Origin of the sequence: Marinibactrum halimedae, assembly GCF_021234875.1 — a bacterium.
Lineage (GTDB): Bacteria > Pseudomonadota > Gammaproteobacteria > Pseudomonadales > Cellvibrionaceae > Marinibactrum > Marinibactrum halimedae.
In genome coordinates this window covers 48,477-61,433 of record NZ_JAJQVM010000005.1, presented here as the reverse complement: position 1 = coordinate 61,433, position 12,957 = coordinate 48,477, and the positions used below count along the sequence as shown (strand labels likewise).

Here is a 12,957-nt window from a genome sequence, read left to right as displayed (position 1 = left end):
GTGGGCTATCATAACGCCCTATGCGTCTATCTGACACCCATTAGAAACTGAATGACATGAGATTATGCAAAGCCGTTCAAAGAATACACATCGAGAAAAACGAACGGTACGCGTTTCGCCTTGAATATTACATTGATTTTCGAGCCAGGATCACCATTATGCAGTTATCGGCGTTAACCGAAACTGACTGATATACCCTAGAAATTCACTATTTACCCTTCGTATAAGCATTTGATTTGCGACAGGCATCGCTTTTCTTTTTTGATAGTACGGAGGCTATAAAATCATTACATAACCTTCTTATGAGTAACGTTTATATTTTACAAAACCAGCACAAGCTGTTCCTAACACGACAAGGTGAATGGACAGACGGACGGGATTCGACGCCCCTATATCGCACAGCCAATAAAGATGAAGCGCTAAATCAATTATTCGAGACAAACGCTAAAGATTATGATCAACGCATTAGTGTCATAGAATGTGAAACTGGCTCTAAAGGTGCTCCCATAATCAAAGATGACTGGTTAGCGCCCATCAACACCAATACAGACACCAATAAAATAACAACAACCGATGAAAGTCTCACCCAAGAGGAAAAAGCCTCTCACATTGTCGAAAATAGTGAACATGCCCCCCAGATAAATGGAACGATATCCCTATCGAATCCCTCAAAAAAAGAAAAGGACTCACTCAACTCAAACACAATAGGCAAGACACATACATCAACAGAAACACCCGACAGTGACACATCAAACGAGCCTTTGCCCCCTATCACCGAGGAGTGTTAACTTCCCTTATTTACCGAAATTCCATATTCGATTCATTGTGAGGAATATCCCTTGTCAGCGCTGGAAACTCTCATTACCGCCTTGAAGAAGCCCGAAAATTCATTACTACTGAATGGAATTCTGAGGGGAATAGAAAAAGAAGGATTACGCATCGACCTGCAAGGAGGACTTGCACTAAGCCCCCACCCTAAAGCACTAGGGTCAGCCTTGACTCACCCCAAAATTACCACTGATTTTTCAGAAGCGCTGCTTGAGTTCATTACGCCACCCTCACACCGTGCAGAAAAAGTCCTCGCATCACTCAAAGAAGTACACCAATTCACCTACCAGTCGCTTAATAACGAAAGGATTTGGCCGGGCAGTATGCCGTGTGTATTGGGGGATGACTCACAAATTCCCGTAGCACAATATGGCACCTCAAATGTAGGACGAATGAAGACCGTTTATCGACTCGGCCTTGGTCAGCGCTATGGGAGAAAAATGCAAACCATTGCCGGTATTCATTACAACTTTTCCCTACCTAGCCCTTTTTGGGCCTACTTGCACACCAAGTCCGGCAGTAAGCTTGACCTACAGCGGTATAAAACCGAACGATATTTCGATTTAATACGTAATTTTCGTCGTTATTACTGGCTCCTGGTGTATCTATTTGGGGCGTCTCCAGCGGTGTGTAAAACCTTTATTAACGGTCAAACCCATCAACTTACACAATGGGATGGTGAAGGCAACACACTGTATGCTCCTTATGGCACATCTCTGCGTATGGGCGATTTGGGCTATCAAAGCAATGCGCAAAAAAGTCTGGTGGTGGATTACAACCATATCGAAAACTATTTAAAAACCCTGTGCAGCGCCATTAACACGGAATATCCAGATTATTCAAAGATGGGGCATACTGGTGAAGATGGCCTAAGGCACCAATTAAATAGCAATCTATTACAAATCGAAAATGAGTTTTACAGCCCCATTCGCCCCAAACGTACCGCTCGTTCTGGTGAAACGGCCTTAACCGCTCTGCATTACCGTGGTGTGGAGTACATAGAAGTACGATGTTTGGATTTAAACCCCTTCGAACCACTGGGTATTTCCAGCGCTCAAATTCGCTTCTTAGATACTTTTTTGCTTTATTGTTTGCTTGAGAACAGCCCGCAATCCACTGCTGACGAATATCATTTCATTCAAGAAAATCAAAAACGCATTGTCTATGAGGGACGCAACCCCGAATTATCGTTACTCACCTCAAATGGGGATAAAGGCACGGTAGAGTGGGGGGAAGAACTAATGGAAAAAATGGGACCTGTAGCCGAGTTACTTGATCACGCCCTGGAAACAAACTGCCACACCCACGCTTTATCAAAAGAAAAAACGAAATTAAGGGACCCTGAGCTCACTCCTTCTGCACGTATCCTGGCTGAAATGAAAGAACAAAAAATAGGGTATTACGAGCTCATGATGAAGTACGCTAGCCAACACCATGACACTCTTTCAAAAGATCCGCTCACTCCTGAACAAACCCAACAGTTTAAAGAAATGGCAGACCAGTCACTGCAAGATCAATTGGAGATCGAGAACAATGAAACCAAATCCTTTGAGGAACATTTGAAGAGCTACTACGACCAATATCATTTTTGTAAAGGGTGATAGCCTTACGCTAAGTCCCAAACCCCAATAAGTCTCAAACCCAAGGGCCCGATTAAGCGTTTTATCGATACATAAAACGCTTAATCGCATGTGCGATCATATTATTTCTGAACAATGAAGTTGTCGAAATACAAATCCACGATACCACTTTCCCCCTCTTCAGACTCCATAATGCCAGTCACCTCTTCTAGCGCTGCCTGCCTAAGAAGCTCTTTTCCGGCTTGAGTATCAATCACCTCTTCCGTTTGCTTAGAGAGCAATAAAACAATGTTATTTCTCAAGTAGGGCAAATGATGGCGTACCGCATTCGCCGAAACCGTATCTTTAACGCGCAAGGTGATATCGGCTTTAATATAACGTAGCTTTCCCGGCCCCCCGTAATTCACCACAAACGAGGGTTTCATTGGGATATAGATTGCCGATGGTACAACCCCACCCCCTTCCTCTTCGGCCTGAGCCAATAGCGTAATACTCATCATCACAAGTACCATCGATGTCCACTTCAATAACCGTGTCCAGAGGCTATTTTTAAATACTTTCATTTTTTCTCTCCGAAACATAGATACCATTAGTGTAGATGAGCCGAGCCTGTTTCAAGAGCCCCCCGCTTCCAAGAAAACAGAACCTTTCACCGATAAAACGGTCAAGTTCCCCATATAGATGACTGCAAAGCGTATACAACTCAAAGACTCATTTTCTTTTTTCGTCAGCTCTAGTAACGTTAGCGGCCACATTCTTCACAGCGTATACCAAAACACCGTATTACCCAGTTCAAAACAGGAGATACCCGCTTTGTCTGCCAACCCGCTTATACCTTCGATCCGCCTGACCAATTTGGTTCTTTTTCTCGGCTGCACCGGATTAATCTTGATAGGGTTGTATATGCAACATGGGATGGATCTTGCGCCTTGCGCTCTGTGTATCACACAACGAATCTTTATTATCGCCACTGGCCTACTGGCCTTAATCGCATTTGTCTTTAACCCTGCCCAACTCGGCTTACGTATTTTCGCAGGCTTAGGCATACTGATGTCTATCATCGGTGGAGGGTTTTCAGCACGCCACACTTACTTGCAAAGTTTACCCCCCGAATCACAACCCGCTTGCGGCCCAAGCCTTGGCTATCTTATCGAAAACTTTCCTCTGCAAGACGCTTTCTCAGTTCTGTTAAGAGGTGATGGTAATTGCTCAGAAGTGGCATGGACGTTTTTAGGCATTAGCATCCCTGGCTGGACGATCGTCGCGTTTGCAGGTTTAGTCATCATTAACCTGTGGCAATTTTTTCGTACTCGCTCTGCCTAGTCGCCAAGTAAACTCACTCACAGAACAAACTCTCAACCGATGCGTTAAAAACTTGGAAGGTTAATGATGGGCTTAATCTTGTGATTATCGGTTTAATCATACTGCTTGCTTTTCAATGGCTGGGAAATGTTCTGTCCGAGTGGATACATCTCTATACAGGCACCCTAATACCTGGGCCAGTATTAGGCATGTTGATGATTACCTTATGGCTGCTGTTTTTTGGTATACCAGAAACATTGGAGGCGACTTCAAGCTTGCTATTGAAGTACATGGCTTTGCTTTTCCTTCCCGCTGGAGCGGGTTTTTTCTTTCTCCCTTCTGCCATATTGGACCAATGGGTGCCACTACTAGGCGCGCTGATTATTGGCACCTGCATGTCTATTTTATTGTGCGCCCTGCTACTCAAGGTCTACTTTAAACTGTTCAAGCCATAAAACTCATTCCCCCCTACCAGTCTTATCGTATTACAATTCAGTAAGCCTACTGGTAACCCACGTAATATGACGATACTCACCACCGCCCTTGAGCAACCGTTATTTTCTTTATTACTCACTCTCATCAGCTTTCAAATTGGCGTGTGGTCTTATGCTCGTTGCCATAATCATGCTCTAGCACACCCTGTATTGATTGGCTCACTTGTCATCACAGTGGTATTGGCCCTGTTACCAATCACCTATGAACGATACCGAGATCACAATGCTCTCATCACCTTTTTCCTAGGCCCAGTGGTCGTTGCCTTGGGAGTACCGCTGGCCAGAGAAATAAAAAAGCTCAAAGGCATCACTCTACCCTCACTGCTTGTAGTGATCATTGGCTCCCTCCTGGCCCCAATTCTGTCAATCATCTGTGCCTGGGTGCTCGGTGCTGATGAAGCTGTATTACGAAGCCTTATTGCCAAATCGGTGACATCACCCATTGCGATCAACATCACTGAATCCGTTGGCGGAGTTGTCGCCTTAACCACAGGCGTAACGGTATTTACTGGCGTTATCGGCGCATTGGTCGGCCCAGCTATTTTCCGTCTTGTCGGCCTACAAGACGATCGCCTTCAAGGGCTGATACTAGGCGTCAATGCTCACGGTGTTGGCACGGCTAAGGCCTTTGAAATCAGTGCAACTTGCGGCGCACTCTCTGGGCTGGCAATGGGGCTCACTGGCGCATTCAGCGCGTTCGTCTTACCCATGTTAGTGCGTTTGTTTTTGTAAAATTCTCACGTTAGAAATAAACGCTGTTTAGGATTTTTTCCTGACACTAAAGCAGATATGCTATGAGACTATTGATAGGACACAAAAAAGCAAAAGCCCTATTAAATAAAAAGTAAAAAACGGCGACAAAGTAGGCAAGCGACCCTTTTGAAGGCAACACATGCCCACAAATTTCATTCAGAATGCAATTTTTCGTTGCGACTCGAACGTTTTTATCTATAAATGGTGTGTATTACGAATACATATAAAGGGCGAGCGTCCAACACAGCCTAATGCGTAGGGCCAATTTGGCGTAAAAAACCATATTCATTGCTTATAATCGAAACCAGCTACCATAATGAAGGAATGCCAAAGACATTCCACAAATATCAGGGTGAACGGCACTTTGAGTAGGTGTGTTACTCACGCCAAAATCCATGATCACAACCCAAGGAATTACACAATGCTAGATAACTGCCAATCTGCGCAGGAACGTTGGGGCGGAGTTAACGACCTCATTGACCGTTGGCTACAAGAACGTCAAGAACTACTCGTCGAATATTGCGGATTATCGGCTGTTAAACAGTTTTCAGATAACGACCCTGAAAATGGCCCTAAGCTACGTCACCTATGCCAATTGACGGTAGATTACGTGTCCGCCGGGCATTTTGAAGTCTATGAACAGCTCATTAAAGAAGCTCAAGACTTCGATGACACCGACGCCTTAAAAGCGGCAGCCAAACTGTATCAAGTGGTGGATAAGACCACTGAGCAATTGTTGGATTTTAATGACAAGTATCAAGAAATCGACGATTTAAGTACGTTAACAGAGGATCTTTCGAGCATAGGGGAAAGTCTGGAAACACGCTTTGAAGCCGAAGATAAAATGATCGCTGTACTGCACACCGCCCACAAAAATCTGGTGACCTAACACAGGTAGTCAAGTCTCTCGATGACTGAAGGCGCCCTCTAAGTGCTACGATTATTCTAACCTGTGTTGAAAGGAGAGGTGCAACCCCCTTTCAACACAATCAACAAGCATTCCTTGTTTTGGCTTGACTGTTTTTTGGCTTAACGGTGAAAGGTTAGAATGCAAAAGCACACTTCACGATACTCTCTACCGATATCCCCCTTATTCATTTCTCTCTCATCACCGCTTTTGGTGTCAGTACTTTTGTTATCATTACTGTGCTCTTTACTCATGGCTTGCGGTCACCGCTCTCCAGTGGATACAGCACAGGAAATAGCGGCTAAAGGGCTACACTCGGCGGCATTAAGCAATAACGGCAAGCTAGGGGTGATCGGCTCGATTTATCATGGTGGCAGCTTGTGGAATGCAAACGGCGAACGCGTTTTTGATTGGAATCATCGTCAGGAAGAACCCAGTACTTTCCTTGCTGTTGCACTATCCCCGGAAGGTAACTGGGCAGTCACGGCAGAACGACACGCCGTCTCTCTATGGAATACACAAACCGGACGCTCCGTCGGCTATCGTAGCGTACCTGGGGAGGTATTGGATATCGCACTTGCGCCCGACGGCAATTTTGCGCTAATTGGTCTTGCCGACTTTGGAGCGATTCTTTTTGATGTCCGTCGTGGCGCCATGGGTCATAAACTTCCTCATACCAACCGAGTTCGCTCTGTTGATCTTAGTGACGATGGCACCCTCGCCATTACCGGATCTGAAGATGGCAAAGCCCGGCTTTGGTCTGTTTCAACCGGCCAACTATTAGGGGAGGTGGCTCACGATGAAGACGTTCAAATGGTGCGCCTCAGCCCAGACGGCACGCTGGCCCTCTCGGCCGCAAAGTACGATAAGGCCGTCATTTGGCGGACGACGGATCAAACAATAATTGGAGAAATTCCACTGAGGAAAGAACATTTAAAGCGAGGAATACGCTTTACATCCGCCGAGTTTTCAACCGATGGGAAATACCTGCTAACAGGGAGGCCAGATCACATTGTCCAACTCTGGAATGTTAAAACAACAGAGGAGCAATCTAGCTGGGCGCTGGATAAACGCAGCCAATGGAAGCCAACTTCCGCCGCCGTTCTTGCAGTGGGTTTTGACGAAAAACGTAACCGTTACCACGCTTTAGCCAGTAACGGTTTTTGGTTTACGCTGTCTCAGAAGCCCTAAATAAGATTGATTGTGAAACGAATACATTGTGATCACTAAAAACCTTTAACACCAAAACCTCTCACACCAAAGAGAGCACTTTATCGACCAGCTTGTTTATGCCCGTGGCCGCTTCAGTGATGCTTCCTGCCAGCATATACGCCGGTGTTGTGACGAGCTTATTCGTTTCATCAAAATGAAATTCCGTTACCAAACAATCACAATGCTGCGCACCAGTGGCATTAATCGCGGCGGCCGTATCAGCATCATTACCAATTGTACACTGAGCTCCCTCGCCACAAATTTTTGCCGCCATTGCAGGCGCAATGCAAATCAAGCCTATCGGCTTTTGGGCAGAATGAAACGCTTTTGCAAAGGCTAAAAAGTCTTCATTCACCGTCAAATCACCCCCTTTCACCGCAAAATCAGATAAATTTTTTGCCGCCCCAAACCCACCGGGCACCACCAACGCATCAAATTCATCCGCTTTTGCGCTCGCCACATCACTGATTTCCCCACGAACCACTCTGGCAGCTTCCGTTAAGACGTTACGTGTCTCACCTTCTATTACTTCACCAGTGAGATGATTCACTACATGCATTTGCGGGATATTCGGTGCGAAAACAGACACCTCTGCCCCAGACTCGGCCAAACGCAATAAGGTCAGTACCGACTCGTAGATTTCTGCACCATCAAACACACCACACCCAGATAAAACGACCGCGACTTTTTTCGACATAACCTTCACCGTGCTCTCTGATCTGAATCATTATTGTTCGGCAGAAAAGGCCTATTGAGCACTACTGCCATCTGACTCTAACAAGTCTATAAATTGGTTAGCTTCTTGAATCGATTTTTCCATCTCGCCCACCAACCCTTGAATACTGCGATCAAGACTTTGAAATTCGGTTTTTAAAGAGGCTACCGCTTGAGCATTCAAGTTGTGTTTAAGAAATAAGACCTGGTCTTTAAAAGTGTTGAGTACAGGCTCCATTCTGACCTCTGCTCTGTGCATAGCAGAGACCATCGCTTCATATTTTGAACGGGTTTCAACCCATTTCTCTCGACTACGACGACGTAAATCGGCGCTGGTGTACTGACTCAACTCGCTTTCCCATTCCTCAAACAGAGCTTCTGCAACGTTTTCTACTGTTTCTATGCGATCACGTACGGCGTCGGCTTTATCAACACTACGCTCGTACTCATCACTCAGTAAGTCATACTTATCGGAAAGATCACCTTCTGGAGTACCCAATTCAGCCCGAAATCGCTCTAAAGCCGATGAGAACTGCTCTTTTGCATCAGTTTGTGAATCTCTGGCATCCGCAATACTGTCCACCAAGATGTCACGCTTATGAAAACCAAACTGCTCAAGCGTGGCGTAATAGGCGGTTTCACACCCAGATACTCCAACGATCAAACTAAGCGCAACAAATCCCTTAAATACAATCGATAAAAAAACCGACCTCAACGCAGACGACGGTAAACCCCAAAAAGGTGAACGCCAGAAAGATGAATCCCCAAAACCTGTACTGCGCATAAAATAGTTCCTTTTCTTGTTTTAGTAGAGTGGCGCAAAAGTAGAGTGGCGCAAATCACGAGTGGTACAAGCGATCGTTATTGATTGAGCCTAATCAACTCGCTCAAATAATAAATCCCAAACACCATGGCCAAGGCGCTCGCCTCGTTGCTCAAATTTGGTATTTGGACGATAGTCTGGCTTTTCGGCAAAGACATATTCGCCTTGATGGTTACAATAGCCCTCGGCCAAGGTCATCACTTCCATCATGTGCTCAGCATAAGGCTCCCAATCGGTAGCCATGTGAAAAATACCACCAATGGCAATTTTCTGGCGAAGATGCTGAGCAAACTCCGGCTGCACAATTCTTCTTTTATGATGTTTCTTTTTGTGCCACGGGTCAGGAAAGTAAAGCTGCATACGATTGATTCCCGAATCAGGGATACAATCTTCCAGCACGTCTTTCGCGTCTGCCATATAGACCCGAAGGTTTTTAACACCCGCTTCGCCTGCCGAATTAATGAGACGGCCCACCCCCGGTGGGTGAACTTCGATACCAATAAAATCTTTATCCGGTTCATTAAGAGCCATCGCTACTAATGACTCCCCCATACCAAAACCGACTTCAACCACTAATGGAGCCTTTCGCCCAAACAAGGTTTCTTGGTCAATCAAACCATCAAATAAGCTTAAGCCATATTCTGGCCACCAACGCTCAAACGCTCTGATTTGGCCATCAGTCATACGCCCAGCTCGGATGACAAAACTGCGAATAGATTTCTTTTTGTATTCGGGCTTAAACACAGGCTTATCGTTAGTAGATAGTGTGTTATCGGATTGGGTTTGGGTTGAACCGTTGGAGTTTTCTTGTTTGTCGTTGTTGTTCGCGTTCACGTTGAACCTCAGAGCGCTTTGTGGTTTTGTCGAAGGTTAGATAAATCGTACAGACTCTGCACGGGTCGCGCATTATTGCTAACTGGCTGGGAATCGCAAGGCATTCCTCTATTGAATCGACTTAGCCCTGAATAGCCAGTAGATCAGTGAAACCCACCCCAAAATAAAACACAGCCCACCCACCGGGGTAATTGGGCCAATCCAACGGGGCGCACCCAACGCTAATCCATACAAACTTCCACAAAAAAGCGCTATTCCTACGGTAAAGCACCAACCACTTATCCACAGAGACAAGGGATTTTCATTTTTATGAGGAATACTTGCCATCACCCCCACTAACGCGAGAGCCAGCAAATGGTAAAACTGATACTGTACGGCCGTTTGGTAGGCAGACAATAACTGAGACGACAAAATGTCTTTTAAGGCATGAGCCCCAAAAGCACCCAAACACACCGCCAATACGCCATTAACCGCTGCGATCATCAGAAACCATCGGCCCATAGTGATCTACCTTGTGTGAAAACAGTGAGGCAATAAAAAAGCCGTACCCAAACGAGTACGGCTCCATCATTTCTTATGCTGAATTTCTCGTGCTGAATTTATTGTACCGAGCATCAGCAGCCGATAAAAAGTCGCAGATTTATGCTTCGAGCATTCCGCGAACTTTATTCATGGCATTTTTTTCAAGCTGACGAATACGCTCTGCGGATACACCATATTGAGCCGCCAAATCGTGCAATGTGGACTTTTCTTCACTCAGCCAACGTTGCTTAAGAATATCACGGCTACGATCGTCCAACTTGCTTAAGGCATTTTCTAGGTTAGAGACACTGTTTTGTTCCCAGTCAGCCTCTTCAAGCTGAGTTGCCGGGTTATAACGTGTATCTTCCAAGTAATTCGCTGGTGCTTGATAAGCAGTTTCGTCGTCTTCATCGGCACCGGCATCAAAGCCCATGTCAACACTCGACAAACGACCTTCCATTTCTCGAACGTGTTTTACGTCTACATTCAAGTCTTCAGCAACGGCCTTCGCTTCATCGTTAGTCAACCAGGCCAGACGCTTTTTCGCACCACGCAAGTTAAAAAACAACTTACGTTGAGCTTTGGTGGTTGCCACTTTGACAATACGCCAATTACGTAAAATGAATTCGTGAATTTCCGCTTTGATCCAGTGCACAGCAAAAGAAACTAAACGTACACCCTTTTCTGGGTTGAAGCGCTTAACGGCTTTCATCAGACCCACGTTACCTTCTTGGATAAGATCTGATTGACTTAAGCCATAACCGTTGTAGGACTTAGCAATATGCACGACGAAACGTAAATGCGCCATGACTAAACGACGTGCCGCTTCTAGGTCACTTTCATAATAGAGACGCTCAGCGAGTTCTTTTTCTTCCTCAGCAGACAGTATCGAAAAACTGTTTACGGCCTGCATGTAAGCATTCAGGTTTTGCCCTGGTGCCATTACCTGCAAAGGTTGCAAGCTAGTTCCCATAGTTGACCTCCAAGCCTTTGACTATGTCTCTCTGTAGTTCATTGGGAAATTTTAGCATTAGCCTATTAGATATCCAACATCCATAAAGTTCCTTGATGCATGACGCCTTTTGATAACAATACTGATAAACCACTAAAAACTTGGCGCTAGCTCTCATTTTATTTTTACAAGTGAGCAAACTATCTCCTCTCTAGATATCACTCACTGCCCTATGAAGGCTCAATATCAGACAAGTGCCGTCCAACAGCCAACCAAGCACCCAACCAGCCTAGCACAGCAGAGGCAATAACCAAGTTACAGCCTCCATCGAATCCAATACCTTCAAGTGAATAGGTACTCCCATAAGCGGTCGCTAGTTCATCCACCGGGCCTGATAACAACAACTGTGTGATCAGCACCAGTAATAACGCCATTACGCCACCGCCTAATCCATACCAAGTCCCGGTGTACAAGAAGGGTCGTCGAACAAAGGCATCGGTCGCCCCTACTAACTTTTGGACAATAATCTCGTCTTTGCGATTCTCAATGGCCAAACGAATGATATTGCCAATGACCAGTAATACACCGATACCCAGAATACACCCCAGCGTGACCACAAATCGCTCTGCTAATAACGCGATACCTTGTAATCGCTTCAACCACTCCATATCCAACTGCACGAGGTCGACTATCGGATCCTCACTTAAGGCAGACACCAAGCTCTCTAGCTCATCCGGTGTCGAGACTACAGGCTCCACCAAAAACGTTGGCGGTAGAGGGTTCTCATCTAAAGATGACAATAACTCACCGAAGCCAGAATAGTCTTCAAATTCCTGTAACGCTTGTGCAGCACTGATAAACTCGATCGCAGAGACACCAGGCAACTGCTCTATATCCTGTCGTAGCCGATTGATCGCCGCACTGCTCGCTTGTGGATTCAGGAAGACCGATAAACGAGACTGGCTCTCCCAAGCCCCGCTAAGAAGCTGTACATTGCTAAGCAGTGTAAACAAGATGGCAGGGAGTGCGAGGGCGATACCAATCATCAATGACGTTAATACGGTTTGTACGGGAGAAGAGGTAAGCCGGCTCAGCGCATCTTCAGCAGTGAGACGATGATGAGATTTATACGCGCCCAGTCGATCTCTCCAGCCGATTTTGGCCGCACTGGCCCCTGTTGCCGAAGTGCTTACCGCAGGATTACGCTCTTGTACTGATGTTCTACTGGAAGCCCTTGATGATCTCTTAGCGGATGACACGTTTAATCTCGTTTTTTAATACTTTTGAATGATTTCTTCACGATATCGGTCTGTTCAGCAACGGAGAAGGCATACAACCCCTTTACTCTATGCCATATGAGCTTGTCGCCTTAACACCCCATCATGCACTAAGCGACCTTTCGCAAGGCCAAAAACTCGACGCTGTAATCGAGTAATCAATGCAATGTCATGGCTGGCAATCAAGACGGTTACCCCGACGTCGTTGAACTGCTGGAACAAACCCATGATCTCCTCAGAAAGCTCAGGGTCTAAGTTACCGGTTGGCTCGTCCGCAAGAAGTAGAGGAGGTTTGTTCACTACCGCTCGTGCAATTCCCACACGCTGCTGTTCACCGCCAGACAGCGCAATAGGGTTTTTCTTTTCCTTATCAAGTAAACCTACCTTGTCTAAGGCGGCACGCACTCGACGCCCCACATCACGGGGCTGAAAGCCTGAAATAATCAAGGGGAGGGCGACGTTATCGTAGACCGTGCGGTCAAATAACAGCTGATGGTTTTGAAATACCACACCAATATGACGACGCAAATAAGGGATTTGCCCTGATCGCATTTGCGTTAAGTTTTGATGATTAACGATGACCTGACCACGGGTAGGGCGCTCCATAAGCATCACTAGCTTGAGCAGGGTACTTTTTCCCGCACCGGAGTGACCAGTGAGAAACGCAAAGTCACCTTCGGGTAACTCGAAACTCAAATCCGTTAATGCGTCTTGGCCACCATCATAGCGCTTGGATACATGCTCAAAGCGAATCATTCC

Annotated in this window: 15 protein-coding genes; 7 read left to right on the top strand and 8 right to left on the bottom strand. The window is 45.9% G+C overall.

The window, feature by feature from the left end:
• The first annotated feature begins 302 nt into the window (after positions 1–302).
• A complete protein-coding gene (locus LU351_RS04435; protein WP_232592847.1) occupies positions 303–788 on the top strand; it encodes a hypothetical protein in 486 nt (161 codons plus the stop codon).
• Between the two features lie 51 nt (positions 789–839).
• A complete protein-coding gene (gene gshA, locus LU351_RS04430) occupies positions 840–2,429 on the top strand; it encodes a glutamate--cysteine ligase (RefSeq protein ID WP_232592846.1) in 1,590 nt (529 codons plus the stop codon).
• A gap of 101 nt (positions 2,430–2,530) precedes the next feature.
• Here the strand turns inward: gshA and LU351_RS04425 are convergent, their stop codons facing one another.
• Entirely contained in the window at positions 2,531–2,971 is a 441-nt protein-coding gene (locus tag LU351_RS04425) for a flagellar basal body-associated FliL family protein (protein ID WP_232592845.1), read from the bottom strand.
• 250 nt (positions 2,972–3,221) lie between these two features.
• Here LU351_RS04425 and LU351_RS04420 point away from each other — a divergent pair, with 250 nt between their 5' ends.
• The 5 genes from LU351_RS04420 to LU351_RS04400 all read left to right on the top strand — a co-directional run bounded on the left by LU351_RS04420 (position 3,222) and on the right by LU351_RS04400 (position 7,055).
• Positions 3,222–3,731, top strand: coding sequence for a disulfide bond formation protein B (locus tag LU351_RS04420; RefSeq protein WP_269783284.1), 510 nt, complete (start codon positions 3,222–3,224; stop codon positions 3,729–3,731).
• Positions 3,732–3,811: 80 nt separating this feature from the next.
• Positions 3,812–4,165, top strand: coding sequence for a CidA/LrgA family protein (locus tag LU351_RS04415; protein ID WP_232592843.1), 354 nt, complete (start codon positions 3,812–3,814; stop codon positions 4,163–4,165).
• A 66-nt stretch (positions 4,166–4,231) separates the two neighbouring features.
• A complete protein-coding gene (locus tag LU351_RS04410) occupies positions 4,232–4,936 on the top strand; it encodes an LrgB family protein (RefSeq protein ID WP_232592842.1) in 705 nt (234 codons plus the stop codon).
• Positions 4,937–5,378: 442 nt separating this feature from the next.
• Positions 5,379–5,846 carry a sigma D regulator gene (gene rsd / locus LU351_RS04405; protein ID WP_232592841.1) on the top strand — a complete coding sequence of 156 codons (468 nt, stop codon included), beginning with the start codon at positions 5,379–5,381 and terminating at the stop codon, positions 5,844–5,846.
• 243 nt (positions 5,847–6,089) lie between these two features.
• Complete coding sequence (locus LU351_RS04400; protein WP_232592840.1) at positions 6,090–7,055, top strand: WD40 repeat domain-containing protein; 966 nt, start codon at positions 6,090–6,092, stop codon at positions 7,053–7,055.
• A gap of 61 nt (positions 7,056–7,116) precedes the next feature.
• Here LU351_RS04400 and elbB read toward each other — a convergent pair whose 3' ends face one another.
• From elbB to ftsE, 7 genes are all read right to left on the bottom strand, one after another.
• Entirely contained in the window at positions 7,117–7,773 is a 657-nt protein-coding gene (elbB, locus tag LU351_RS04395) for an isoprenoid biosynthesis glyoxalase ElbB (protein ID WP_232592839.1), read from the bottom strand.
• Positions 7,774–7,824: 51 nt separating this feature from the next.
• Positions 7,825–8,574, bottom strand: coding sequence for a DUF2959 domain-containing protein (locus LU351_RS04390; RefSeq protein WP_232592838.1), 750 nt, complete (start codon positions 8,572–8,574; stop codon positions 7,825–7,827).
• 90 nt (positions 8,575–8,664) lie between these two features.
• Entirely contained in the window at positions 8,665–9,297 is a 633-nt protein-coding gene (gene trmB, locus LU351_RS04385) for a tRNA (guanosine(46)-N7)-methyltransferase TrmB (RefSeq protein WP_232592939.1), read from the bottom strand.
• Positions 9,298–9,555: 258 nt separating this feature from the next.
• The gene (locus LU351_RS04380; protein WP_232592837.1) at positions 9,556–9,948 is read right to left on the bottom strand and encodes a DUF423 domain-containing protein; all 393 of its coding nucleotides are present in this window, start codon (positions 9,946–9,948) and stop codon (positions 9,556–9,558) included.
• Between the two features lie 139 nt (positions 9,949–10,087).
• A complete protein-coding gene (gene rpoH / locus LU351_RS04375; protein ID WP_232592836.1) occupies positions 10,088–10,942 on the bottom strand; it encodes an RNA polymerase sigma factor RpoH in 855 nt (284 codons plus the stop codon).
• A gap of 209 nt (positions 10,943–11,151) precedes the next feature.
• Positions 11,152–12,180 carry a permease-like cell division protein FtsX gene (gene ftsX / locus LU351_RS04370; protein WP_232592835.1) on the bottom strand — a complete coding sequence of 343 codons (1,029 nt, stop codon included), beginning with the start codon at positions 12,178–12,180 and terminating at the stop codon, positions 11,152–11,154.
• Between the two features lie 87 nt (positions 12,181–12,267).
• On the bottom strand, positions 12,268–12,954 hold the full coding sequence (gene ftsE, locus LU351_RS04365; protein ID WP_232592834.1) for a cell division ATP-binding protein FtsE: 687 nt from the start codon (positions 12,952–12,954) through the stop codon (positions 12,268–12,270).
• Positions 12,955–12,957 lie beyond the last annotated feature (3 nt).